The sequence below is a fragment of the Thermoplasmata archaeon genome (assembly GCA_036395115.1).
Taxonomy (GTDB): Archaea; Thermoplasmatota; Thermoplasmata; order RBG-16-68-12; family RBG-16-68-12; genus RBG-16-68-12.
On record DASWDU010000037.1, the window covers coordinates 89,805 to 114,334 of the forward strand.

The window sequence follows — 24,530 nt, forward strand, 5'->3', positions numbered from 1 at the left end:
CTGAGATACGCGGCGACCGAAGGTCTAATTATCCAAGGGATGGTCATGGTTGCAACAGAGTATCCGCTCGGGGGGACCGAAATGGAGAGCAGGAAAATCCAGAAGGTAGGCGCATCGACACTCACAATTTCGCTTCCAAAAACCTGGGTGACCCAACGGAAGCTGAAACGAGGCGATCCGGTGTTCCTCGTTGAGGAGGGCGAGGCGCTCAAGATCCTGCCGAGCCAAGAGGCGGCGGCCCGGAAGCGGTCGATGACGGAATTCGTCGTGGACGCGGACCTTTGCGACGAACCGGGGATGCTCGAACGGGTCATCGTCGGCAACTACGTGCTCGGACGGGAGAAAATCACCGTCCGCTCGGCACAGCGGCTGCGGAGCGAGCACCTCGACGAAATTCGGAGGGCAATGCGCCGGTTGATGGGGATCGGCATCCTCGATGAAGCGCCTTCGCGGGTGGTTCTCCACTGCTCGATTGATCCGACGAATTATCCCGTCGATGCTCTGATCAAGAGACTCTACAACCTCGGCGCCACAATGCTCTCGGAATCTCTCCAAGCCCTTGAGACCGCCGATGCGTCTCTCGCCGAAGATGCGATGAAGCGGGAGGACGACGCGGACATGATGTACTGGCTGATCCTCCGCCTGCTGCTATCGGCCCAGGTCGACGACACGCTCGTAGAGCGCCTGGGACTCCGGACTCGCCTGGAGATCGCAGGATACCGCGCGATCGCTCGCGACCTGGAGATCGCCGCGGACCACGCGCACGAAATCGCGACGCACGTGCGTGGGGTTCTGCGGGACGAGGTCGACATTCCGGATTCGATTGTTGGCGCGTTCGCGACCCTTGCAGATCTCATCGCGCACACGTTCGCCCTCGCGCTCGGCGCACTCTTGTCCCGCGATCTCAAGCAGGCCAATGCCGCGTTGAGCCTCTCGAATGACCTCGAGAAACGGGAGCAGGAGGTCGTCAAAAGCCTCCTCCGAGAATCCCGGGGGCAGCGGTCGAAGGAGCCGTCGTTCCTCCTCCCAGTCAGCGGAATCCTCCGAGGCATGGCGCAGATCGGGAGCTACGGGCGATCCATCGCGCTCATCGCATACAATCGGTATCTCGAGAAGCCTTCGAACCTGTGCCGTCCCGCATCGACCAAAGATTAGTGGCCGCGTTCGCGCCCAGGACGCTCGAAGTAAATACGAAATCATTATGCAATAGCCGATTCTTGAGGCCTCCATGGAGCCGAATCGGAGCCGTTGGGCGGGTCGCTTCATCGGGGCGGCCATCATCCAAGGTGCCATCGCGTTCGCCATCTTGGGCGTCTTGATCGGAATCAGCGCGCTGCAAATGAATCCGAGTCCCGGACGAATCGTCGCGGGAGGGGACACCTGCTCCGTCACGATCACCAACCAGACGGCAGGGACGGGCACGGCGACGTGCTCGAGCGCGGGGATGTGGTTCGTGGTCGGGATGATCGGCTACGGTCTCGTCGGCGTGTTGGGGGTCGCGATGAGCGCGCTGTTCTATCAGCACCTCGAGGTCACCGTTGGCGCGGTATACACCGGGTGGCGGAACTTCGTGGCCTGGCTTCACCTGATCCTCGGTGGCGTTGGCGCGAGCGCGGGGACTCTCCTCATGGCCTACGGGGGGTACATGGGAGGCGCGGCGTTGCTGCCCGTTTCCTCGGGGGGCCTCGGCAAGAACGCCTTCTACGTCCATACGAACATCCTGAACCCGCTCGCGCCGTACATCACCGCCCTCCTCGGCATCGCCCTCTTCGGGTTCTTCCTGGGAGGAGTCGGGTACGTCACCGTGTGGTGGTCCGCCCGGAAGAAGACAGCATCGGCCTGAGCTAGGACGAACACGGCGTCGAGGAGGCCGACGCGGGGCTTCCCGCGCCGGTTGTCTTCGTCGGCTGGATCAGGCGTCCATGTACCGGTAGAACTCGTACGGCGAAGGCCGGAGCGAGGTCTGCAGGTGCTCGTCGAGTTTCAGCTCCTCGTACTTCTCGAGGAGGTCCTGCGGGAAGACGGTCTTCAGGAACATGTAGTCCGTCTGCAGGTGCTCGATCGACTCCTTCAGGGAGCCGGGGAGCTCGCGGACGCCGTATTCTTTGCGCTTGCTCGCGCTCAGGTGGTACAGGTCCTGGTCCACCGGGTCGCCCGGGTCGAGCTTCCGCTTGACGCCGTCCAGGCCGGCGCACAGCATCGCGGCGAACGACAGATAGGGGTTGCACGCCGGATCCGGCGTGCGGTATTCGATCCGCTTCGCGGCCTCGATCCCCTGGTAGTACATCGGGATCCGGATGTTCGCGCTCCGGTTCCGCTTCGACCAGGCGATGAACACGGGCGCCTCGTAGCCCGGCACGAGCCGGCGGTAGGAGTTCGTCGTCGGGTTCGTGAACGCGCACAGGCTGCGGGCGTGGTCCATCAACCCGCCAATGTAGTACCGGCAGGTCTGGCTGATCTCCGCATACTCGTCCTTCGGATCGAACATCATGTTCTTGCCTTTCGTCCAGAGGCTCTGGTGGACGTGCATCCCGCTCGCGTTGTCGCCGAAGATCGGCTTCGGCATGAACGTGGCCAACATCCCCATCTTGTGGGCGACCATCTTCATGACGTACCGATACGTGACGACGTTGTCCGCCATCGGGACGAGTTCGTCGTACCGCATATCGATCTCGCACTGCCCCGCGGTCGCGACCTCGTGGTGATGCGCATCGAGGGTGAGGCCGAACGAGTCGATCAGGACGCGGCACGCCTCGTTCCGGAAGTCTTGGAGCGTGTCGACGGGCGGCGCGGGGTAGTAACCTTCCTTGAATCGGATCGGGAAGTTCTTGCCGCCGGTATCGCTCCACGGGGCTTCGCGAGACACGATCTCGTACCCGGCCCCCGACCACGGGTTCCGGACGGCGTCCGGGGTTGGCAGCATCCGAATTCCGTCGAACACGAAGAACTCGATCTCCGGCCCCCAGTACGTCGTGTCGTACCCTTGGTCCGCGGCGAACTGAGCGGCCCGCTGCGCCATGTAGCGCGAGTCGCGCGTGAAGCGCTCGTGGGAACCGCCCTCGTACACATCGACGAGGAAACGGGCCGTCTTGTGCGGCCCTTCGTACCATGGCAAGACCGCAAACGTCGATGGGTCGGGGTTCATCACCATGTCGGACTCGTGAATCTCCTTGAACCCTTTGATCGAGGAGCCATCCAGCTTGCCGACGCCCCGCTTGAACTCCTCTGCCCCCAATGAAGTGGACGGGATCGTGATGTGCTGGAGCGCACCGAGCACGTCCACGAACTGAAGGTCGACCCACCGGATGCGGTCGGTCTCGATCTGTTTCAACACCGATGCCACGGTCATCCTCTTCGACTTCGCCGGAGTGCTCGAAGAAATCGCCATGCCCTTCCCACCTGGACGGCCCAATGTCCGTCGGTTCGGGGAGAAATATGGACATATATAAACTGTTGTCCTCGGAAATCGTACATATGACCGGAACCCTCATATTCTCTGAGACATTGTTTGGAATGCCCCGCGGGCGTGGCGTCGAGTTCGAGCATTCGACCGACGGCCGCACGGAGGAACGACCATGGCATCCTCGGACGGACTCGACGATCTCGACGTTCGGATCGTGCGCCTCCTGAACGCCGACGCCCGGAAGTCGTTCCGGGACATCTCGAAGGAAGTCGATGCGAGCATCAGCACGGTCTCGAACCGGATTCGGAGGCTCGAGGAGGGCGGCGTCATCTCCGGCTACGTGCCGCTCCTCAACGAATCGAAGCTCGGCTTCGACGTCCTCGCGGTCGTCGGGGTGAAGATCCACAAGGGCAGACTCCTCGAGGTCCAGCGCCGCATCGCGAAGGACGAGCGCGTCACCCACGTCTACGACGTCACGGGCGAGTGGGACTCGATCGTCGTGGTGCGGCTGCGGACGACGCGCGAGCTCGACGCCTTCATCAAGCGCCTCGGCTCGATGGAATACGTCGAGAATACGTATACGCAGGTCGTGCTGAACGTCGTCAAGGAGGAGCGCCGCGTTCTCCTGTGAATTCCCGCGGGGTGCCTACACAACGTTTATGGGCGTAGGTCCGGATATCGCGGGGGGGAGAGTGGAGGGCGATGGCGGACCTCCTGAACTTCAATCCGAACCGGGAACTCGACTTCAGCCCGGGCCGCTCCCTCGAGTTCGATTCCCGACGTCCGCTCGAGTTCGACCCGCGTCGGGAGAGGGAATTCAACGCGAACCGCGATCTCGGTTTCGGCCGCCGCGGCGTCGTGTTCCGAGGGTTCGTATGCCCGATCTGCGGCGCCCTCGTGACGGAGGACGCGAAGCGATGCAACGAGTGCGGCGCGGTGTTCGATGACGGCTCGAGGGCGAGCGGGCCCCCGGCGCCGACGACCCCCGGCAAGGCCGCCCCGCCGAACGCGCCGAAAGCCCCGGCTGCTCCCGCGCGATCGCCCGCGACGACGACCTCCTGCGCGTATTGCGGTGCGAAGCTCAAGCGCACGGACACCTTCTGCTGGAACTGCGGGGCCCGAACACGCGGGGCCTCCGAAGTCGTGAAGCTGCCGACCCAGAAGGTCGAGTCCGTGACCCGCGACTGGCGTCAGGGGAGGTGAGACTATGGCCCTCCTCGGTCTGAGTCCGTACACATGGGTGATGATCGCGTTCCTCATGCTGCTCATCCTCGTCCTCGTGCTGGGGGACATTGGCGGCATCGATTTCGATCATGACATCAGCCTCGAAGTCGACACGGGCCTCAGCCCGCTCAGCCTACCAATCGTGGCGTCGTTCGGCACGGCGTTCGGCGGCTTCGGGACGATCCTCGAGACGCTGGGCTTCGGCCCGATCGCCACGCCGGTCCTCGCCGCGGTTTTCGCGATCCTCGTGGCGGGCGGGATGTACGTGGTCATGCTGAACCTCTTCGTGAAGAGCCAGGCGGAGACGCGGGTCGATCTCGCGACCCTGGTCGGATACAAAGGGCAGGTCATGATCCCGATCAAGCCGGGTCAGCCCGGGCAGATCGTCGTCGTGACGGAGGCGCGGGGGCGTACCTTGCTCCAAGCGATCTCCGACGACCCGATCGGCACGGACGAGCACGTCGTCGTCGAGTCAATCGTAGGCAATTCGGTCAAGGTGCACAAGGTGTAGGAGGGAGCGACATGGCGGACGGGGACATCATTGCAATCGTCGTACTGGCGATCGTGGGCGTCGTGTTTGGGACCGCGCTGTCGTATGCGAGCCGCTACAAGAAAGTCCCGCCGAATATGGCCATGGTGATCTACGGCCGCAAGCAGAAGGGCACCGGCGGGCGCGGATACCAGGTCAAGTCCGGCGGCGCGAAGTTCATCGTCCCGATCTTCGAGTCGGTGGAGTGGTTGAAGCTCGACGTGCGGACCCTGGACCTCGTCGTCACGGACATCGTCACGGACGTGAAGCGCTCGGGGGCGAAGATCAACATCAAGGCGGTCGCCCAGGTCAAGATCTCCTCGGACGAAGCGACCCTGAACACAGCGGCGGAAAACCTCCTCGGGAAGACGGAGCAGCAGGTCGACGAGATCGCCCTCAAGACGCTCGAGGGGCACGTGCGTGGCGTGTGCGCCACGCTGACCGTCGAAGAAGTCAACTCGGACCGCGACGCGATCGCCTCAAAGATCCTCGGCATGGCGGGCAACGACCTGCGGAACATGGGGATCGAGATCCGATCTTTCGTGATCAAGGAAATCGAAGACGCGATGGGCTACCTCGACGCCCTCGGCGTCAAGCGAACAGAGGAAGTCAAGCGGGACGCGAGGATGGGGAAGGCGAACGCGAACCGCGAGGCGACGATCGCGGAGGCCCAGGCGGCGCAAGAGGCCGAGAAGGCCAACGCAAACGCGGAGGCGAACGTCGCCCAGTTCCACCGAGACCGGGACATCATCAAGCAGCAGTCCGAGGCGACCGTGGAGTTCGAGAGGGCGAACAAGGAAATTGCCTTCCAGCTCCAGACGGCGAAGCGCCAACAGGAACTCATCGTCGAGCAACGGAAGATCGACATCCGCGCGAAAGAACAGGAAGTCCTCGTCCAGGAGCAAGAGGTCCGGCGGCGCGAACAGGAGCAAAACGCCGCGCAGGTCGTCCCAGCCAAGATGCAGGCGGACGCCATGGCGGCCCTGGCCGACGGCGAGAAGCGCAAGATGGTCCTGACGGCCGAAGGCGAGAAGGAGCGTGCGATCCTTGTCTCGGAAGGCGAGCGCGAGCGTCTCTCGCGGACGGCTGCCGGCGAGGCGGAGCGAATCCGACAGGAAGGGACGGCGGAGGCCGACATCATCCGCCTCAAGGGCGAGGCGCAGGCGTACGCCATTAAGGCGACCGGCCTCGCCGAGGCCGAGGCGATGAAGGCGAAGGCCGAGTCCTGGGAGCGGTACGGCCGCGCGGCGGTCACGCAGCTCATCGTCGAGAAGCTCCCGGAAATCGTCGCCAACGCGGCGAAGTCGCTCGAGACGACGCAGAAGCTCATCATCATGGGTGAGCGGGGGCCATCTCAGCTCGTCGGGAGCGTGGTGGACATCGCCGCCACGGCCCCCGCGCTCGTGAAGGCGCTGACCGGGATGGACCTCTCGGAACTCGCGGGCAAGCTGAAGGACATCTCGAAGTGAGCCCGTGGCCCAGAACTATTGCGGGGCGTGCGGGGCGCCGCTCCAACCCGGAGCCGCGTTCTGTGTGCACTGCGGGGCGCTGATCCCGAGGTCCACGCCCGTCGACACGGGAGCGCCCGCGGCTGCCCCGTCGCCGGCTCCCGCACCGACGTGGCCTCCGTCGACTCCGCCTTTCGCTCCGCAGACGCAGGCGCCGCCGACGGGACCTGGATACTGGCCTGTACCGCCGTATGCGGCTCTACCGACGAAGAAGAAGTCACCCTTGCTCGTGGTCGCGGTCGTGATCATCGCTCTCGTCGTCGTAGTCGGCCTCGCCGCGGCCGTCTACGTGCTCACGTCCGCGAAGGCGCACTTCGTGAGCATCACCAAGATGGGTCTCGATGGGAACGGCAACATGACCTTTGACGTGCAGTTCGCAATTGAGGGCGCGTCGATCGGTGTCGACAAGCTTCACCTGCACCTGCGCGCGTTCGAGAATGGGGTCCAGTACGGATACGGCATCTATTTCTGGAACCAAGATGCCCTCTCGGTGGGAACGCACACGTGGGGCGTCCACATCGCGGTTAATCCGAACAACCTGTCGGCGTTCACCTACCGTTTCACGCTCGAAGTCAACGGGAGCGTGATGGAACAGACCACGGTGACGTGACCATGGATGAGGCCGCGGTCGAATGGTCCGTCGGGATGGATCCGGAGCTCGCAATCGACGCGTGGTCCACCGCCGCGCTCCTTGCGGCCGTGATCGAAGCCCTGCTCGAAGAGCCGGAGAAACTCGAGCTCGCGCTTCGGGTCCTGGGCGCCCGTCCGACCGCGTAGCGGCCGAACGGACCACGGCGGCGTGGCCTAGAGGTTCATCACGACGACGTCCTTCACGGCCTTCATGCCCTGGAACGGCAGGATGAGCCGCCCCTCCGGATCCTTCTTGAGCCCCTTCGTCGGCACGTTCTCCGCCGGGAGCACGAGGACGTCGGACAACTTTCCGCTCTTCGTGTTCACGATGAAGTTCTCGATCGTCCCCAGGATCTGGCCGTCGTTCGTCATGACGGTCTTGCCCCGGAGCTCCGTGGCAAACTTCTTCATCCCATCACCCGCATCGGGCGAGGGCCCCGTTGCGGCACCGCCGCGGCGGGATCCCATCCCTGTCCGACAGACATCCGACGCACGATATATGAACATTCCGCCGCGATGCGCGATTAGCGCGCCGGGGGCGTCCAGTCCTCCGGCGGCGGAGGAGGCGTCATCGACCGGATGCTCTTCAGATAGGGAAGGCTGGCACCGAAGATTCCGAGGACGACAGAGATGAGCACGAACCACCATCCTAGGCCCGCTCCCCACGACCACTGCGTCGAGCCGGTGTTCGTGTTCCCCCAGAACCCGCCCACCGTGAACGTACCCAGGTCGGTCGTGGCGGCTCCCGGAATTGCGACGATCGGATAGAAGATGGCGAGGAGCCCGACCCCGACGGCGAGGAGGGCAGTCACGAGGAGGCCCAGCGTCGACATCGTCCGCCCGATCTTGAGCGAGAACATCGCGAAGACGACGGCCGCCAGGAGGAGGAACGCGACATCGAGGGCGTAGGAGAGGCCTAGGACCCCTCCGATCGCAGGGAAAGGGCTGGAGCCGTACGGGACGATCGTCGTTTGCGTCCATATTCCGTTCCGGAACCGGTCCGTCGCCATCGTCGTCCACGAGAAGCTGCTGACGTCCTGCGTGTTGCCCGTGAAGGCGCCCATGGACCAAACGGGCAGCGCGAGGGCGGGGAGGGCGAGGAGGATGGAGAGGCCGAGGGCGAGCCGGGCGGGACCGAGCCGTACGGCGCGTTGGACCCAGGCCCGCAGCACATCGCGCGGATGCATCGAAAACCTGCAAGCAAGGGGGTGGATAAATAAGGTCCGACGTGAGTTCGCGGGACGTCAGCGGTACAGGACGCTCTCCTCGCGCTTCCGCTCGACGCCCTTCTTGAAGCGCTTGTCGAATTCCTCGTAGAACTTGATCGTGTCCGCATCAATGCTCGGGCGGACGACCTTCCCCGCTTCCTGGAAGTGCGCCGTCGACACGCGGCTCGCCTGCTTGCTCTCCCGGAGCGCGATCATCGCGGCCTCGCGGCACAACCCTTCGATGTCCGCGCCGGAGTAGCCGTCGAGGTCGACCGCGAGCTCTTCGAGGTCGACGCCGTCGAGGGGCATCGTCCTCGTGTGCACCTTGAGGATCGCGAGGCGCGCCTCCCTGTTCGGGGTCGGCACGAGCACGATGCGGTCGAACCGGCCCGTGCGGAGCATCGCCGGATCGAGCCGGTCCGGACGGTTCGTCGCGCCGATCACGACGACACCCTCGAGGGACTCGAGGCCGTCCATCGACGTCAGGAGCTGGTTCACGACCCGCTCGCTCACGCCGCTATCCGAGTCGAATCCACGGACATGGGCGATCGCGTCGAGCTCGTCGAGGAAGATGATACAGGGGGCGACCTGCTTCGCCTTCTTGAAGATCATGCGGACGGCCTTCTCCGATTCGCCGACCCATTTCGACATGACCTCCGGCCCCTTGATCGAGATGAAGTTCGCCTCGGACTCCGTGGCGACGGCTTTGGCGAGCAGCGTCTTGCCGCTCCCGGGCGGGCCGTAGAGCAAGATCCCGCGCGGCGGCCGAATGCCCATCCGCTTGAACGCCTCCGGATCCTTGAGGGGCATCTCGACGGCCTCGCGCAGCTTCGTCTTCACGTCCTCGAGCCCTCCGACGTCGGACCAATTGATGCGCGGCACCTCGACGAGGACCTCCCGCATCGCGCTCGGCTCGACCTCCTTCAGCGCGAGCTTGAAGTCTTCGCTCGTCACGCGCATCTTCTCCAGCGTCTCCGCGGGGATTGGCTTGTCGAGGTCGATGTCCGGGAGGTACCGCCGCAACGTCTTCATCGCCGCTTCTCGGGCGAGAGCGGCGAGGTCCGCCCCCACGAAGCCGTGGCACACGTCGGCGAGTTCGGAAAGAAGCCGGTCCCGATCGTCTTCGGCGCCTTCGATCGGCATGCCTCGCGTGTGGATCTGCAAGACCTCCTTCCGACCCATCCGGTCCGGAACGCCGATCTCGATCTCGCGATCGAAGCGGCCCGGCCGACGCAACGCGGGATCGATCGCCTCGTCGCGGTTCGTCGCGCCGATGACGATGACCTGACCTCGGCCCGAAAGGCCGTCCATGAGGGTGAGGAGCTGCGCGACGACCCGACGCTCGACCTCACCGGTAACCTCTTCCCGCTTCGGGGCGATGGAGTCGAGCTCGTCGATGAACAGGACGCTCGGCGCATTCTTCTGCGCCTCCTCGAACTTCTCCCGGAGGCGCTCTTCGCTCTGGCCGTAATACTTGGACATGATCTCCGGGCCCTGGATGGAGTAGAAGTTCGCTCCCGCCTCGTTCGCGACGGCCTTGGCGATGAGCGTCTTGCCGGTCCCCGGCGGACCGTACAGGAGGACCCCTTTCGGGGGATCGATGCCGAGGCGCTCGAACAGCTCCGCGTGCTTCAGCGGAAGCTCGATCATCTCGCGGACCTTCATGAGCTCTTCCTTCAGGCCGCCGATGTCCTCGTAGGTGACGGTCGGCGTGAGGACTTCGCCCTCGCGGACGGGTTCCTCTTTCATCTCGATGATCGTGTCGTCCTGGATCTGGACGATGCCCTTGGGCGCCGTGCTGATGACCATGAACGGGAGGGCGCCGCCCATGAGCGCGATGCCGGGGACGATGACCACGTCGCCTTTGTTCAGCGGGCGCTTCAGGAGCCCTCGCTTCACGAAGTTCTCGATCCCTTGGCCGAAGGAAATCTTGTGGCCCTCGCTGATGATCGGGGCGATCGTGATGCGTTCCGCGGGCAGGACTTCCGCCTTGCGGACCTCGACCTTGTCCCCGAGGCTGACGCCGACGTTCCGACGCACGAGGCCGTCGATCCGAATGATGCTCTTGCCTTCGTCTTCCTGCATCACGCGGAAGAGCTTCGCCGCCGTCGACTTCTTCCCGATAATCTGGATAATCTCGCCGACGTCGACTCCCAGGGCGACCCGGGTCTTCGTGTCGACCCGCGCCCTCCCCAGACCGACGTCGGATTGGGGCGCCTCGGCGACCTTGAGCACGATGCGCTCCGACACACGGCTTTCAACTCCTCGGGCCTATTTCTATGTTGTTGTCCCATAATCGCCTTGTCGGACACGCGCGCGAATATGGCGGGGAATCACGAGATGGTGCGCCGCTCCTTGACCTCGCTGGACTGGTGCACGACGAGGTCCCTTGCCTCGACCAGGTCGATGTGGCAGTGCGGTCCGATCTGGACCTCTTCGCCGTACACCGACGATGCCGTGGTCGCCTCGAGCGAGACCTCCTCACCTTCGATTCGGTCCGCGATGAGCTCCCCCCGAACGCGAAAGAAGGCTCCCGTGGCTTTCACTCGAATCTGCTCGCCGTGGATCTTCGGGATGCGGGAGGTCCCGCCCAACTCGATGTCGATGTCCTCGGCCTCCAAACCACTATCGATGCGGACGGACCCCGAGGAGTGGAAGTCCTCTGCGTGGACCTTGCCTTTGACCTGCAGGGAGCCGCTGGATGAAATCTCGTCCACCTCGATGTCGCCCTCCACCTGCAAAGATCCGCTCGACTCGACCTCGTCCGCTCGCAACGTGCCCGAGATTCGAGTCGAACCGGCGCAGCGGAACTCGTCAACCGTCACGTCGCCCTCGCAGCTGCACGATCCGGCAATGCGGGCGACGTCGGCCACGAGGGGGCCCTGGACTCTCGCGTTGCCGGCGGATCGGAACTCGACGGTCTTCACCGGATTTCCGCTCACCACGCCAGAGCCGACGATCTTAATCGCCTCGTCGCTGAGGACCGTTCCGATGCCGGAAAAGTCCACGGCGCGCATCGCATCACTCACCGCGCGGGCCGCGTCCGCGGCAACTCGGGTGGCATCCGCGGCGGCGCTCGTGGCTTGCTCCGTCGCCTCCGCAACCGCCGCACCGATCGTAGCCTCGAGCGGCTCGACCGAAGGCTCGCGCGGCTCGGGTTCCTCCGTCCCTTCCGGCTCCGCGTCATAGCGGGCCTTGATTTCGAGGTACGTCGTCTCCGAAATCTCGCCGCGGGCGAGGCGCTCCTCGAGCTTCCGAAGGATGTCCTTGCGCCTCATCGGTTCCACCGGGGAGCGTTCGCCGCCGCGAAATACATTTCCTTCCGCACGAGGACCCCGAGAGGCGTCTCCGGGATCGGGTACGGAGGCGTTCCCCGGTCTCGATCGGCTCTCATCGCGGCGTCCGCACGGAAACGAAACAGGAACTCAGCCAATCCCGCGTTCTCTATCCCGAACATAGAGTGTCGATGGGGGCGGAGTTATTTATACAAACGTCGCGGATAAAAATGACAACGTCCGCCGGGTTGCTGACATCATCTCCTCGCAGGGAGATGTCGACCAAGATGCGGTGGAAGAACGTTGAAGTACGCTGAAGCGACTCGGCCGTGGAGATGGCGGAGCCCTTGGAGCTCATCCGGATTGCGGCCTCGGAGACGCGCCGCCAAATCCTCCGATTGCTCCAGCAGGGCTTCGATCATCCCGAGGACCTCGCGAAGAAATTGAAAATCCGGCGGACCTCGGTCGACAAGCAACTCGCTGAACTGTTCTCCTGGGGACTCGTCGACCGAGCCGCGGTGTTTCCGCCGAACGGGCGCCCGCGAATCGTGTATCAGGTGACGCAGCGAGGGCGAGACCTCCTCGACTTGCTCGAGCGCGTCGTGAAGGAGTACACGACCGGCTTCCGCACGGACTTCGATCGGGAACTCGAGGCGCTCGAATCGAAACTCGCCGCCGGCGAAATCGCGGAAGAGATGTACTTCAAGCGGAGGAAGGAACTCGAGGCTCGGTACAGCCTAGCGCTTTGAGCCGCGTTCCTTGCGCCGCGCGCGCTCGATCGCCTCGTCAAGGGAAAGTTCGCCTCGGGCGACGGCTCCGGCAAGCTCCGAAGAGATCGTCACGACGCCTCCGCTCCCGAGGCGGGAGCGCCGCTGAATCTCGCGGACCTCCCCCGGCGTCGGGCGGATCTCGAACGGGGGGACGGCCCGCCGACCCGGCGTGCGAGCGATCTCGATCGCCGCATCGACGTCCGGCTGGGGGCTCCGATGGGTCGTCCCCGCCTCGTCGACGATCTCCACGCGCAAGCGGTCCCGCGAGAGCGCGTTCAGAATGCGATTCCGATTTGTGGGGTCGCCGTGACCGACGCGCACCTTCACCTCCTCCGCAGGGAACGTCCGGACGGCCTGATGGACGTGGAATGCGACGGCCTCCGGACTCGCGGCGATCCGCGTGTCGATCACGTCCCCATCCCCGACGATCGCGACCCCGGGCTCGCGGCCCGGGTCCACGCCGATCCAGAGCTCCCGCCAGGCCGCCTTGCCCTTGAGCAGTTGGAGCGCCTTCGCGATCGACGCATCGATGTCGTCGACCCGGACGACGTACGGGAAGCGGATCTTCGCCGCTTCGGCGGAGGACGTGAGGATCGCCCCGACCGACTCCGGGATTCGGCGGGCGAACGAAAGGCTGGCGAACGGGAGGTCACGCGCCTTGAGCGCCGCGACGAGGTCGTGGTAAAGCCGGAAGTCTTCCGTCAGGATGCCGAGGACCTTGCGCAAGGCACCCGGACGAACCGAACGCCGTCGGATAATCCTTGCGCGAATCGGCCGTTTTCATAAATGATTCACAAGCGTGATTATTACGTCGGAACCGATTCATATCCATCTCCCGAATCGTGTCGGGAGGAGATTCATATTCTGCAGGAACAGGTGGCTCCGGAACTCGACGCGAAGGGCTTGCTTCTCCGAGATGCGCTGGCAATCGTGACCGTCGTGGGCGCCCTCGTCGCGTTCTACGGGATGATCAAGCTCGTGTCGTACTTGGCGGGAATTCCCTCTCCCTAAGGCTTCCGGAACCGATCGAAGACGCCCCGGGGGCCGTCATTCTCGGCTCGGAGCCCGCCCAGCTGCTCCAACAACCGACGCTCCTCGGCGGTCAACCGGGTCGGCGTGACGACGATCACGCGCACGAGCTCATCGCCCCGGCCGCGCCCCTGGAACGCCGGGAGCCCCTTCCCCCGCAACCGGAGCAAGGTGTGGCTCTGGATCCCCCCGGGGACCTGCAGGCGACTCCGCCCGTCAAGCGTCGGGACCTCGACCTCCGTGCCGAGCGCGGCTTGGGTGATGGAGATCGGCAGGTCGATGAGCACGTCATCCCCGTCCCGGACGAACCGTTCGTGCGGGGCGACGCGGATGCCGACGTACAGGTCCCCCGGCGGCGCGCCCGCCTCGCCGGCGAGGCCGCGTCCCGGCACGCGGAGGCGGACCCCGTCCGGCACCCCGGGCGGGATGTCGACCGCGATCGTCCGGTCTTCCTCGACGCGGCCGGCGCCGTGGCACCGGTCGCACGGGGCCTCCGGCCATTGCCCTCGACCATTGCATTTCGGGCACGTCGTGATCGTGATGAACTGGCTGTGGCCGCGCCGCTGGGCGCTGCTCACCTGCCCACGACCCGCGCAGGTCGGGCACGTGACAAGCCGCTCGCCTTCCGCGCCGGTCCCCCGGCACGCCGGGCAGGTCATCGGATACCGGACCGTGATCTCCTTGCGGCCGCCGCGGGCGACGTCCTCGAGGGTCAGCTCGACCTCGACCTGGGTGTCGAGGCCCGCCGCGGGCCCGCGCCGGCGGCCGACGACGCCCCCGCCGAAGAACTGCTCGAAGAGAGAGCCGCCCAGCCCGCCCGACCGGCCGAAGAACGACTCGAAGAAGTCCCGGCCGAAGATGTCTTCGATGTCCGACGCGTGCGTGAAGCGGGACCAGTCGAAGCCTTGGCCGCCCCACACTTGCTGCTTCAGGCCCTCGGCGCCGAACTGGTCGTAGATCCGCCGCTTGTCATCGTCGATGAGCGCCTCGTACGCCTCGGAGACCTGCTTGAACTTCTCTTCCGCCGCCTTCGGGTCGTCCTTGTTCAGGTCCGGGTGGTACTTCTTCGCGAGCCGGCGGTACGCGCGCTTGATGTCGTCCTTCGACGCCCCTCGCGGGACGCCGAGGACCTCGTAGTAGTCAAGGTCGGTCATCCGGCGCCCATCCCGCCCCAGAGCCTCCGCTCACCTCTTGTCGACGTCCTCGAAGTCCGCGTCCACGACCCCCGAGTCGGACGGCTCGCTGGCATCGCCGGCGCCCGGCGGGGGCGCAGCGGCGGGGCCGCCCTTCCCGTACATCTCGACGCCGATCTTCTGAGCCTCGGCGTTCAGTGCGTCGACGGAGGCACGGAGCTTCGAGATGTCGTCCGTCTGAAGGACCTTCTTGAGGGCCTCGAGCTTCTGCTCGACGGACGTCCGGGTGGCCTCGGAGATCGCGGATCCGTGTTCCTTGAGGAGCTTCTCCGTGGCATAGACGAGCTGGTCGGCGTGGTTGCGCAGCTCGACGAGATCCCGCCGCCGGCGGTCTTCCTCCGCGTGGCTCTCCGCGTCGCGCATCGCCTGGTCGATCTTTCCCTGGTCCATCCGCTGCGGCGCCATGATCGTGAGTTTCTCGGTCTTCCCGGTGGCGAGGTCTTTCGCGCTGACGTTCAGGATGCCGTTCGCGTCGATGTCAAAGGTCACCTCGATTTTCGGCACGCCGCGCGGGGCCGGTGGCATGCCCGTCAAGTAGAAACGGCCGAGGCTGACGTTGTCGGAGGTCATCGCCCGCTCGCCTTGCAGGACGTGGACCTCGACGCTCGACTGGCTGTCCGCCGCCGTGGTGAAAATCTCGCTCTTCCGCGTCGGGATCGTCGAGTTCCGTTCGATCAGTTTCGTGAAGACACCGCCGAGGGTCTCGACGCCGAGGCTGAGCGGCGTCACGTCGAGCAGGAGGATGTCCTTGACCTCGCCGCTCAGGACGGCGCCCTGGATCGCCGCGCCGAGCGCGACGCACTGCATCGGGTCGACGCCCCGTTCCGCGGGACGCCCGAGGATCTTCTCGAATCGTTCCCTTACGACGGGCATTCGGGTCGGGCCGCCCACGAGGATGACATGGCCCACGTTAGAGAATTGCCAACCGCCGTCCTTGAACGCCTGGCGGATCGGCCCATCGAGGCGCTCGAGGACCGGCTCGACGAGCTGCTCAAGCTTCGCTCGCGTGAGCTTCTTCTCGAGGTGCAACGGCTGGCCCTCCTTCTGAGCGATGAACGGGAGGTTGATCGTCGTCTCCGCGGTCGAGGACAGCTCGATCTTCGCCTTCTCCGCGGCGTCCCGGAGCCGCTGCATCGCCTGGCGGTCCCCCGACAGGTCGACGACGTGGTCCCGACGGAACTCCGTGACGAGCCACTGGATCAGGGCGTTGTCCATGTCCATGCCGCCCAGCTGTGTGTCGCCGGACGTGGACACGACCTCGAAGACGCCGTCGCCCATCTCCATCAGGGTGACGTCGAACGTGCCGCCGCCGAGGTCCAGGACGCAGATCTTGCCCTCGCCCTTCTTGTCCAGGCCGTACGCGAGGGCGGCGGCCGTCGGCTCGTTCACGAGCCGCAGCACCTCGAGACCCGCGATCTTGCCCGCATCCTTCGTCGCCTGACGCTGGTTGTCGTTGAAGTACGCCGGCACGGTGATGACGGCCTGCGAGAGCTTCTCGCCCAGGTACGCCTCCGCGTCCGCCTTGATCTTGCGGAGGATCATCGCGGAAATCTCCGGGGGCGTGTAGTCCTTCCCGTCGATCTTCACCTTGTAGTCCGTCCCCATCTTCCGCTTGATCTGCATGATCGTCTTCTCGGGGTTCAGGACGGCCTGGCGCTTCGCCGGCTCGCCGACCAGGATCCCGTCCTTCGTGAAGGCGACGACGGACGGGAACATCTTCCCGCCGTAGGCGCTGCCTTCCGCGCTCGGGATGATCTTCGGCGTTCCCCCTTCCATGTACGCCCCTTCCGAATTCGTGGTGCCGAGGTCGATTCCGATAATCTTAGCCATTGGCCTCACCTCCGCCGTTGACGACGATGACTTGCGCGGGTCGCAACACCCGCTCGTGGTAGCGGTACCCTTTGCGCACGACTTCCTTCACGACGCCTTCTCTTGAACCTTTGTCTGGGACCCGTTGGACGCAGTCCATGAGGTACGGGTCGAATGGGAGCCCGAGGGCGGGGACCTCTTGGAGCCCGGCGGCCTGGAGCGCCTTCTGGAGGTTGCCCCGGACCATCCGGACGCCTTCCCCCGCGCGGCCGTCCAGCTTCGCGACCGCGGCGTCGAGTTCGTCGAGGACCGGCAGGAGGCGGGCGAGGAGGGTCTCTTGGGCGAACTTCAGGATCGTCTCCGTGTCGCGCTCGGCCCGCTTGCGGTAGTTCTCGAACTCCGCCTGGAGGTACTTGAGCCGAGTGAGGAGCTCCTCGTTCTCGCGGCGCAACTCCGCGACCTCGTCCCGACTCGCCGGCGGCACGGGCGGCTCGGCCGCGGCACGCTCTTCGCGTTGCACGGCGGGCGTCTCTTCCGCCATCCTACGGACCCCTCCGCACCCGTACCCTGTGCCCGCGCCGTCGCGGGAGAGTCACGTCGAGCACGCCGTTCCGATACGTCGCCGTCACGGCTTCCGGTTCGACGGAGTGCGCGAGATCCATATCCCGATGGAAGACGCGGCCGTCCGCCATCAGTGCATGAACAGTCAACCGCGTGTCCGTCGTCGTGACCTCGAGGGTCTCCCTCGATGCGCCGGGAAGCTCGAGCGTGACGTAGATCCGGGCCGGCGTCACGACGACGTCGACGGCGCCCGCCTCGACGGGTCGCTCGTCTGCGACCGCGGAGGGAGGCCCGAGGACCGGGACCCGGGTCGCCGCCACGGCGGGGAGGCTGCGGTGCGCGTCGAGGCGCCTCAGGAGGCGGCCGACGTCACCGGTAAAGCCTTCGCCCTCGTCCGACGGTTGGGAGACCATCGGGACCACCTGAGGGCCCTTCCGGGGGCCCTCAGAATTCCTCGCCTTCGCCTCCGCCCTCGCCGCCTTCGCCGCCCTTGCCGGGGCCGCCCTTTCCGCCGCCCGCGCCGGCCTTTGCCGCGATGACGTCGTCGATGCGGAGCACCATGACCGCCGCGTCGGTAGCCGAGGAAATCGCCTGGGTGCCGACCCGGATCGGCTCGATCACGTTCTCCTTCTTCATGTCGGAGACTTTGCCCGTGAAGACGTTGATCCCAGCGTACTTGTTGCCCTTCTTATGCTCCTTGCGAAGCTCGATCAGGATGTCGATCGGGTCCAGGCCCGCGTTCTCGGCGAGGGTCCGCGGGATCGCTTCGACGGCGTCCGCGAACGACTCGATCGCGATCTGCTCCCTCCCGCCAACGGTCGAGGCGTGGTCGCGCAGGGCCAGGGCGATCTCCGTCGCGCTCGAGCCGCCGCCCGTGATCACCTTGCCGTCCTCGATCGCGACCGCGACGACGCTCGTCGCGTCCTCGAGGGACCGCTCGACCTCGTCGACGACATGCTCCGTGCCGCCCCGAATGAGGATCGACATGGCCTTCGGGTTCTTGCAACCGGTCACGAACGTCATCTCGTCCTCGCCGATCTTCTTCTCGTAGACGAGCTTGGCGTACCCGAGGTCGTCCTTGGAGAGCTCGTCGAGCTTCGTGACGACCTTGCCGCCCGTCGCCTTCGCGAGCTTCTCCATGTCGGACTTCTTGACGCGGCGCACGGCGTAGATGTTCTCCTTCGCGAGGTAGTGCTGCGCGAGGTCGTCGATGCCCTTCTGGCAGAAGATGACGGTCGCGCCGCTCTTCTTGACGATGTCGACCATGCGCTTCAGCATCGATTCCTCCTCGTTGAGGAACGCCTGGAGCTGCGCCGGGTCGGTGATCTCGATCTTCGCGTCGATCTCGGTCTTCTTGACCTCGAGCGCCGCGTCGACGAGGGCGATCTTCGCCTCCTTGACTTCGGACGGCATGCCGGGATGCACGCGCTCCTTGTCGATGATGACGCCGTCGACGAGCGATGTGTCCGCGATCGAGCCGCCCTGCTTCTTCACGACTTGGATGTTGTCATCGTCCACGAAGTAGGAGTTGTCCGCGCGCTGCTCCGCGACGGTGGAGACGGCCTTCACGGAGATGTCGGCCAAGAGTTCCTTGTGGCCGCTGGACGACTTCGAGGACATCGCGGTCATCGCGACCTTCTTCAGGATGTCCGCGTCCTTGATCGAGATTTTCATCGCGACCTTCTCGAGGACCTCGCGGGCCTTCTCCGCGGCCTGCCGGTACCCGGCCGCGATGACGGTCGGGTGGATGTTCTGCTCGATCAGGTCTTCGGCCTTCTTGAGCAGCTCGCCCGCCAGGATGACGGCCGTCGTCGTGCCGTCGCCGGCTTCCTCGTCTTGGGTCTTCGCGACCTCGACGAGCATCTTGGCGGCCGGATGCTCGATGTCGATCTCCTTGAGGATCGTCACGCCATCGTTCGTGATGACGACGTCCCCGAGGCTGTCGACGAGCATCTTGTCCATCCCCCGCGGCCCGAGGGTCGACCGTACCGCGTCGGCGACCGCTTTGGCGGCCGCGATGTTGTTGAACTGCGCTCCCTTGCCGCGATCGCGGCGCGTGCCTTCTTTCAAAACGAGTATCTGGGTCCCTGCTGGCATCATGGATGTTCCTCCGAAATCCGGATTCGGGGTCCCGCCTATGTCGAGACTTCTATATAAGGATAACGAGCCGTGGGCCCGTCCCTCGGACGGCGACTGCCGGCTTGCCTCGGACTCCCATAATTCTATATCGGGAGAGGCGGTAGGTCGGCCCGTGAAGGGGATTCTCCTCGAGGCGGCGGACGCAGTCCAGCATGCCGTCGCGGCGATGCAGGGAAACCCAGGGGACGTCGTGGGACGCGGTGCGGACGGCGGTCCGAGCGCCCGCATCGACCAGGTCGCCGAAGAGGCGGTCCTCCGCGTCCTCGACTACGAAGGGGCCTCCCTGAACGTCCTGAGCGAGGAGGCCGGCTTCATCGAACGCGGGGGGCAGGCGACCCTTGTCCTCGATCCGATCGACGGGACCCACAACGCGCTTCGCGGCGTCCCCGCCTATTCGGTCTCCCTCGCCATCGGCCACGAACGCCTGAGCGACGTGCAGGAGGCGCTCGTCCGGGATCTCGTCTCCGGGGCGACGTACTATGCGGCGAAGGGAGGCGGCTCGCTCTTGAACGGGAGCCCGATCCGCGTGCGCCCGTACGATCCGGCGGACGCCCTCGTCAGCGTGTACCTCGGAACGAACGCGGCTCCCGATGCGTCGCGGATCGCGAGCCTCGCGCGTCGCGTGCGCAACCTCGGCGCCGCATCGCTCGACCTTTGCCTCGTCGCGCGAGGGGCAGCGGACATGTACTACATGCACAGCGCCGTCGTCGAGACGAAGCTCCGCGCGGTCGACATCGCCGGGGGCACGCTCATCGTACGGGAGGCGGGCGGTTTCGTCCTGGACTTGGGCGGCCGCGACCTCGAACTGCCCCTGAGCCCGACGGCCCGAACCGATCTCGTGGCGGTCGGGGACCGCCGCGCGTGGGAGTCGATCCGATGAAATTGGGCATCACCGCGAACCCGCACATCCCGAGCGCCCTCGAAGCGGCGAAGCAGGTCCTCGCGCGGCTCGAGCCGAAACAGGACGTCCTCCTCGAACCGGAGCTGGCTCGGGCCCTCGACCGCAAGGGCCAGCCGCTCGCCCACATGCGGGCGGACGTCGTCCTGGCGATCGGCGGGGACGGCACGATCCTGCGGGCCCTCCAACTCTGCGATTCGAAGGTCCTCGGCATCAATTCGGGCTCCCTCGGCTTCCTCGCCGAGGTGAATTCGAACGAGGCGGACGCCTACCTGGACCGGGTCTTGCGGGGCGACTACAAGGTCGAGGAACGCATGCGGCTCAAGGTCACCGTCGACGGTGAGCGGATGTTCGACTGCACGAACGAGGCGGTCGTCCATACGGCACAGATCGCGAAGATCCGGCACTTCGAAATCCGCCTCGACGATGAAGTCGTGGAACGGGTCCGCGCGGATGGTCTGATCGTCGCGACCGCGACCGGCTCGACGTCCTACTCGATGTCGGCCGGCGGCCCGATCGTCGATCCTCGGGTCGACGCCATCATCGCGACGGCGATCGCTCCCTTCAAGCCGGCGTCCCGTCCGCACGTCTTCCCCGCGACGTCGGTGGTCCACGTGCGCTTGGTGAAGCCGAAGGAGTGCCTGCTCGTAATGGACGGCCAGCACGAGTCCGCCCTCAAGGGCACGGAAGACGTCGCCCTCACCGGCTCCGAGCGCCGCGCGAAACTCGTCCGGTTCCGGGACGACTTCTACCGACGCATTGAGGAGAAGCTGTCCCGTCAGTGAGACGATCCATGAAACCCGTTACCGCCATCGCCCGGAAGACCCTTCGGATGATCCTCGAGGCGTCCCGGGACATGTACCCGCACGAGTTCGGCGCCATCCTGCGCGCGGAGGAGGGCACGATCACGGAACTGATCCTCGTCCCCGGGACGATCAGCGGCAAGCGCCACGCGATCTTCCAGCTCCACACCCTCCCCGCGGACTTCTCCGTCGTCGGCACGGTCCATTCCCATCCGAGCGGCGTCTACGAGCCGTCGGACGAGGACCGCGCCTTGTTCAACAAGTTCGGCGGCATCCACCTCATCGTCGGCCATCCCTTCTCTGAGACGGCATGGGCGGCGTGGACGAACAAAGGGGCACGGATCCCGCTCAAGGTCGTGCCGTGACGTCGTCGGAGCCGTCCGCGATCGAGCGGTACAGGGCCTCCACCTGATCCGTCACGCGCTCGATGCCGAACGACGCGACGACCTTCTCTCGCCCGCGCCGTCCCATCGCCTGCCGGGCCTCCGGATCCTCGAGGAGCCCGCGAATCTTTTCCGCCAAATCCTGCGCGTTCAGCGGATCCGCGAGCAGGCCTTCCTTCCCGTTCTCGATTACTTCGCGGACGCCGGGGATGTCCGCCACGACCACGGGCTTTCCGGTCGCCATCGCCTCGAGGGCGACGATCCCGAACGCCTCGAGGCGCGAGACGCTCGGTAGCACGAAGACGTCGCACGCCGCGTAGAGCCGTGGGAGGCCGTCCTCCGAGACCCGGCCGACGAAGCGGAGCCGACCGTCGACCCCGAACGTGGCGGCGAGCCCCTTCATCGCGGGGAGGAGAGATCCGTCCCCCGCGACGAGGAACCGTGCATCGGGGACGTACCGGGCCGCCTCGATGAACTGCTCGATCCCTTTGTGCGGCTCGATCCGTCCCACCAGCAGGACGACTTTCTCGTCGGGCGAGAGGTTCAGCGTCTTCCGGACCGGCGACGGATCGACGTCCGGCCGAAAGCGGCGATGGTCCACGGCGTTCGGGATCACGGCCGGATTGTGCTTCCACACCGCACGGCTCGTCGCGGCGTACGTGCGCGTGGTGACGACGACCTTCGTCGCTCGGTCGAGGGTGGAGGCCCCGAGGCTCCGGCGGTACACCGACTCCAGAAGGATGCCGAACGCGGAGGGGATCTCGACGTCGCAATGGTACGTGACGACGGACGGGGCCCCGCGTGCGGCCGCGACGGACGTCGCGTAGTGGGCGGCGAGCGGCGGAGGGAAGTGCCCATGGAAGACGTCCGTCTCGAGCGTCCGCAATCTCGCCCGCATCTTCGGGGCGATGGGGGTCCTCATGACGATCGCCCGGGGCTTGACGCGGACCACGCGGAATCCGTCCATCGACTCTTCCTCGGGGAGCGACGGGTCGTGTCGCGTCGTGACCACGGTGACGTCATGGCCGCGGGCTGCGAGCTCCGTCGAGAGCGCCCGCACGTGGCTTTCGACGCCGCCGAGATGAGGATAGAACCACGGTGCGACTTGGGCGATCCGCACGCCCCCACCTCAGAAAATCCGGCTCCGGGGAGCGATGTTGCCCCGCGCATGCGCGCCGGGCCCGATGAACGACTCCTCTCCGACGATCGTGCCCGCGTCGATCGACGCGTTGATGCCGACTTTCACGTCGTCCCCCATGATCACGCCGAGCTTCCGCAACCCCGTGTCGACCTCGACCCCCCGCCACACGACCTTGACCGGCGCCTCGTCGAGACGGAGATTCGCCACCTTCGTGCCTGCGCCGAGGTTGCACCGTTCGCCCAAGATGCTGTCCCCGACGTAGTTCTGGTGAGGCACGTGCGCGGACGCCATCAAGATCGAGTTCTTGACTTCGCACGCGCTGCCGACTTTCGCGTTCGGCCCGATCGACGTCGCCGGCCGGACGTAGCAGTTCGGCCCGATCTCCGCCCCCGCGCCCACAATCGCCGGGCCTTCGATGTACGCGCCTTTGCGGACGCGCGCGTCTTCCTCGACCGCGACCTCCCCCACGAGGGTCGCGCCCGCATCGACGTCGCCGTGGTTCGTGCCCTTGAGGGACGCGAGGAGCGCCGCATTCGCCCGGAGGAGGTCCCACGGCCTGCCGACGTCGATCCAGTCACCCGGAATCCGAAACCCGTAGACATCGCGCGCCGCCATCAGCGCTCGGATCGTATCCGTGATCTCGTATTCGCCGCGCTGCGACCTCGGCGTCTTGTCGATCAGCGGGAAGATGTCCTCGTCGAAGATGTAGATGCCCGCGTTGATCAGGTTCGATGTCGGCCGACGCGGTTTCTCCTCGAGTCCGACGACTTTGCCGTCGCCCATCTCGACGACGCCGAACGCCCGAGGGTCCGGCACCTCGGCGAGCGCCATCACGGGACCCCGGACGGCGCGATGATGCGCGATCATCGCCGGGAGCACGTCGCGGGACACGACGACGTCCCCGTTCACGCTCAAGAACGGACCGTCGACGTGGTCGCGCATCCGACCGAGCGCGTGTGCCGTACCGAGCCGCTCCGCCTGCTCCTCGTAGGCGATCGAGAGGCCGAGCGCCTCGCCGTCCCCGAAACTCTCCCGAATCCGGTGGCCCTGCCATCCGATCAAGATCGCCACCTCCGAGATGCCAGCGGCCCGCAGCGCATCGAGCGTGTGCCGCAAGAACGGCTTGCCCGCCACCGGTAGTAGCGGTTTGGGAAGGTTGGCCGTGAGAGGGCGCATCCGCGTTCCCTCGCCGGCCGCGAGGATGACGGCCTTCATGCGGCGGCGCCTTTCGCGCTCGATAGGACCGTAGAATATATCTCCTTTGCTCTGGCGTCATCGCGCGACTCGGCGAGGACGCGAATTTTCGGTTCTGTCCCGGAGAAACGGACGAGCGCCCATCCGTCGTCGAACTGGAGACGCCAACCGTCGACCGTCGTCACGTCCGAAGCGAGCGACCGCATCGCGGAGTCGAGACGGGCCTCGATTGCACGCCGCTTCGAGGCGTCGTACCCGATCGCACCGCGGATCACCGGATACCGCGGGATCCCGCGCACGAGCGAGGCGAGCGGGTTCTCCGCGACCAGCGAGACGAGGCGCGCGGCGGCGTACATCCCGTCCGGGCAGTACGAGGCCTTAGGGAAGATCCACGTCCCGGACGGCTCGCCGCCGAAGTCCGCTCCGCGGCGCTTGAGCTCGGCCGCGACGTACACGTCGCCGACGCGCGTCCGCCAAATCGTTGCCTTCGGGAGCAGGTCCTCGAGCACCATCGACGCATCGACGGGGACGACGAGACCCCGCCGCACCTCGCGCTTCGCGAAGAGGACCAGCAACGCGTCGCCGCCGACGAAACGGCCCTCGTGGTCCACCGCCACCATCCGGTCCCCGTCGCCGTCGTGGGCGATGCCCAGGTCCGCCTTCGCGGCCGGCACGGTCGACATGAGCAATCGAAGATTCTCTTCCGTGGGCTCCGGATCGCGCCCCGGGAAATGGCCGTCCGCCTGCGCGTTCAACGCGACGACGTCACAGCCCATCCGGCGGAGGAGGTGGGGCGTGATTGTCGACGTCGCCCCACATCCGCAATCGACGAC

Annotated in this window: 28 protein-coding genes; 13 read left to right on the forward strand and 15 right to left on the reverse strand. The window is 65.9% G+C overall.

Annotation, left to right across the window (positions count from 1 at the left end; genetic code table 11):
* Nucleotides 1-180 precede the first annotated feature (180 nt).
* Together VF992_09410 and VF992_09415 are read left to right on the forward strand one after the other, a co-directional pair.
* Nucleotides 181-1,155: a PhoU domain-containing protein gene (locus tag VF992_09410; GenBank protein ID HEX9341362.1), complete on the forward strand. Its 975-nt coding sequence runs from the start codon at nt 181-183 to the stop codon at nt 1,153-1,155.
* Nucleotides 1,156-1,228: 73 nt separating this feature from the next.
* Nucleotides 1,229-1,843 carry a hypothetical protein gene (locus VF992_09415; protein ID HEX9341363.1) on the forward strand — a complete coding sequence of 205 codons (615 nt, stop codon included), beginning with the start codon at nt 1,229-1,231 and terminating at the stop codon, nt 1,841-1,843.
* Between the two features lie 69 nt (nt 1,844-1,912).
* Here the strand turns inward: VF992_09415 and glnA are convergent, their stop codons facing one another.
* Nucleotides 1,913-3,343, reverse strand: coding sequence for a type I glutamate--ammonia ligase (glnA, locus tag VF992_09420; GenBank protein HEX9341364.1), 1,431 nt, complete (start codon nt 3,341-3,343; stop codon nt 1,913-1,915).
* Nucleotides 3,344-3,575: 232 nt separating this feature from the next.
* Here glnA and VF992_09425 point away from each other — a divergent pair, with 232 nt between their 5' ends.
* The 6 genes from VF992_09425 (at nt 3,576) to VF992_09450 (ending at nt 7,441) form a co-directional block, all read left to right on the forward strand.
* Nucleotides 3,576-4,034, forward strand: coding sequence for an Lrp/AsnC family transcriptional regulator (locus tag VF992_09425; GenBank protein HEX9341365.1), 459 nt, complete (start codon nt 3,576-3,578; stop codon nt 4,032-4,034).
* A gap of 71 nt (nt 4,035-4,105) precedes the next feature.
* Nucleotides 4,106-4,606: a zinc ribbon domain-containing protein gene (locus VF992_09430; GenBank protein ID HEX9341366.1), complete on the forward strand. Its 501-nt coding sequence runs from the start codon at nt 4,106-4,108 to the stop codon at nt 4,604-4,606.
* 4 nt (nt 4,607-4,610) lie between these two features.
* Nucleotides 4,611-5,138, forward strand: a complete 528-nt coding sequence (locus tag VF992_09435) for a hypothetical protein (protein HEX9341367.1) — start codon at nt 4,611-4,613, stop codon at nt 5,136-5,138.
* An 11-nt stretch (nt 5,139-5,149) separates the two neighbouring features.
* Nucleotides 5,150-6,625, forward strand: a complete 1,476-nt coding sequence (locus VF992_09440) for an SPFH domain-containing protein (GenBank protein ID HEX9341368.1) — start codon at nt 5,150-5,152, stop codon at nt 6,623-6,625.
* 4 nt (nt 6,626-6,629) lie between these two features.
* Nucleotides 6,630-7,274, forward strand: coding sequence for a zinc ribbon domain-containing protein (locus VF992_09445; GenBank protein ID HEX9341369.1), 645 nt, complete (start codon nt 6,630-6,632; stop codon nt 7,272-7,274).
* A gap of 2 nt (nt 7,275-7,276) precedes the next feature.
* Nucleotides 7,277-7,441 carry a hypothetical protein gene (locus VF992_09450; protein HEX9341370.1) on the forward strand — a complete coding sequence of 55 codons (165 nt, stop codon included), beginning with the start codon at nt 7,277-7,279 and terminating at the stop codon, nt 7,439-7,441.
* Between the two features lie 27 nt (nt 7,442-7,468).
* Here the strand turns inward: VF992_09450 and VF992_09455 are convergent, their stop codons facing one another.
* From VF992_09455 to VF992_09475, 5 genes are all read right to left on the reverse strand, one after another.
* Nucleotides 7,469-7,762 carry a PRC-barrel domain-containing protein gene (locus VF992_09455; GenBank protein ID HEX9341371.1) on the reverse strand — a complete coding sequence of 98 codons (294 nt, stop codon included), beginning with the start codon at nt 7,760-7,762 and terminating at the stop codon, nt 7,469-7,471.
* A gap of 56 nt (nt 7,763-7,818) precedes the next feature.
* Entirely contained in the window at nt 7,819-8,481 is a 663-nt protein-coding gene (locus tag VF992_09460) for a hypothetical protein (GenBank protein HEX9341372.1), read from the reverse strand.
* 57 nt (nt 8,482-8,538) lie between these two features.
* Nucleotides 8,539-10,752, reverse strand: coding sequence for a CDC48 family AAA ATPase (locus VF992_09465; protein ID HEX9341373.1), 2,214 nt, complete (start codon nt 10,750-10,752; stop codon nt 8,539-8,541).
* 83 nt (nt 10,753-10,835) lie between these two features.
* A complete protein-coding gene (locus VF992_09470; GenBank protein HEX9341374.1) occupies nt 10,836-11,780 on the reverse strand; it encodes a hypothetical protein in 945 nt (314 codons plus the stop codon).
* Nucleotides 11,777-11,959: a hypothetical protein gene (locus VF992_09475; protein HEX9341375.1), complete on the reverse strand. Its 183-nt coding sequence runs from the start codon at nt 11,957-11,959 to the stop codon at nt 11,777-11,779. The genes VF992_09470 and VF992_09475 overlap by 4 nt, the downstream gene beginning before the upstream one ends.
* Before the next feature lie 153 nt (nt 11,960-12,112).
* Between VF992_09475 and VF992_09480 the strand changes: the two genes are divergently transcribed.
* Nucleotides 12,113-12,526: a winged helix-turn-helix domain-containing protein gene (locus VF992_09480; protein HEX9341376.1), complete on the forward strand. Its 414-nt coding sequence runs from the start codon at nt 12,113-12,115 to the stop codon at nt 12,524-12,526.
* On the opposite strand, the gene VF992_09485 is transcribed toward VF992_09480, so the two are convergent.
* A complete protein-coding gene (locus VF992_09485) occupies nt 12,515-13,273 on the reverse strand; it encodes a hypothetical protein (GenBank protein ID HEX9341377.1) in 759 nt (252 codons plus the stop codon). The two genes, VF992_09480 and VF992_09485, sit on opposite strands and share 12 nt — an antisense overlap.
* 150 nt (nt 13,274-13,423) lie before the next feature.
* Here VF992_09485 and VF992_09490 point away from each other — a divergent pair, with 150 nt between their 5' ends.
* Nucleotides 13,424-13,558 (forward strand): hypothetical protein, encoded by a 135-nt coding sequence (locus VF992_09490; GenBank protein HEX9341378.1) that lies wholly within the window; start codon nt 13,424-13,426, stop codon nt 13,556-13,558.
* Here the strand turns inward: VF992_09490 and dnaJ are convergent.
* The 5 genes from dnaJ to thsB are packed head-to-tail and all read right to left on the reverse strand — an operon-like array spanning nt 13,555 to nt 19,236.
* Nucleotides 13,555-14,730 (reverse strand): molecular chaperone DnaJ, encoded by a 1,176-nt coding sequence (gene dnaJ / locus VF992_09495; GenBank protein ID HEX9341379.1) that lies wholly within the window; start codon nt 14,728-14,730, stop codon nt 13,555-13,557. The two genes, VF992_09490 and dnaJ, sit on opposite strands and share 4 nt — an antisense overlap.
* A 30-nt stretch (nt 14,731-14,760) precedes the next feature.
* Entirely contained in the window at nt 14,761-16,599 is a 1,839-nt protein-coding gene (gene dnaK, locus VF992_09500; protein ID HEX9341380.1) for a molecular chaperone DnaK, read from the reverse strand.
* Nucleotides 16,592-17,119, reverse strand: coding sequence for a nucleotide exchange factor GrpE (locus VF992_09505; protein ID HEX9341381.1), 528 nt, complete (start codon nt 17,117-17,119; stop codon nt 16,592-16,594). Before VF992_09505 ends, dnaK begins: the two co-directional genes overlap by 8 nt.
* Nucleotide 17,120: 1 nt before the next feature.
* The gene (locus VF992_09510) at nt 17,121-17,552 is read right to left on the reverse strand and encodes an Hsp20/alpha crystallin family protein (GenBank protein HEX9341382.1); all 432 of its coding nucleotides are present in this window, start codon (nt 17,550-17,552) and stop codon (nt 17,121-17,123) included.
* A gap of 31 nt (nt 17,553-17,583) precedes the next feature.
* Nucleotides 17,584-19,236, reverse strand: coding sequence for a thermosome subunit beta (gene thsB, locus VF992_09515; protein HEX9341383.1), 1,653 nt, complete (start codon nt 19,234-19,236; stop codon nt 17,584-17,586).
* A 154-nt stretch (nt 19,237-19,390) separates the two neighbouring features.
* Here thsB and VF992_09520 point away from each other — a divergent pair, with 154 nt between their 5' ends.
* From VF992_09520 to VF992_09530, 3 genes are read left to right on the forward strand one after another with little or no spacing between them, the layout of a single operon-like run.
* Nucleotides 19,391-20,158 carry an inositol monophosphatase family protein gene (locus tag VF992_09520; protein HEX9341384.1) on the forward strand — a complete coding sequence of 256 codons (768 nt, stop codon included), beginning with the start codon at nt 19,391-19,393 and terminating at the stop codon, nt 20,156-20,158.
* Nucleotides 20,155-20,961 carry an NAD(+)/NADH kinase gene (locus VF992_09525; protein HEX9341385.1) on the forward strand — a complete coding sequence of 269 codons (807 nt, stop codon included), beginning with the start codon at nt 20,155-20,157 and terminating at the stop codon, nt 20,959-20,961. Before VF992_09520 ends, VF992_09525 begins: the two co-directional genes overlap by 4 nt.
* A gap of 8 nt (nt 20,962-20,969) precedes the next feature.
* A complete protein-coding gene (locus VF992_09530; GenBank protein ID HEX9341386.1) occupies nt 20,970-21,344 on the forward strand; it encodes a Mov34/MPN/PAD-1 family protein in 375 nt (124 codons plus the stop codon).
* On the opposite strand, the gene VF992_09535 is transcribed toward VF992_09530, so the two are convergent.
* From VF992_09535 to VF992_09545, 3 genes are all read right to left on the reverse strand, one after another.
* Nucleotides 21,328-22,482, reverse strand: coding sequence for a glycosyltransferase family 4 protein (locus VF992_09535; protein ID HEX9341387.1), 1,155 nt, complete (start codon nt 22,480-22,482; stop codon nt 21,328-21,330). The genes VF992_09530 and VF992_09535 overlap by 17 nt on opposite strands.
* Before the next feature lie 9 nt (nt 22,483-22,491).
* Nucleotides 22,492-23,718, reverse strand: coding sequence for a bifunctional sugar-1-phosphate nucleotidylyltransferase/acetyltransferase (gene glmU, locus VF992_09540; GenBank protein HEX9341388.1), 1,227 nt, complete (start codon nt 23,716-23,718; stop codon nt 22,492-22,494).
* Nucleotides 23,715-24,530, reverse strand: an 816-nt coding sequence (locus VF992_09545; GenBank protein HEX9341389.1) for a phosphoglucosamine mutase, incomplete at its 5' end; no start/stop codon positions are given. The genes VF992_09545 and glmU, both read right to left, overlap by 4 nt.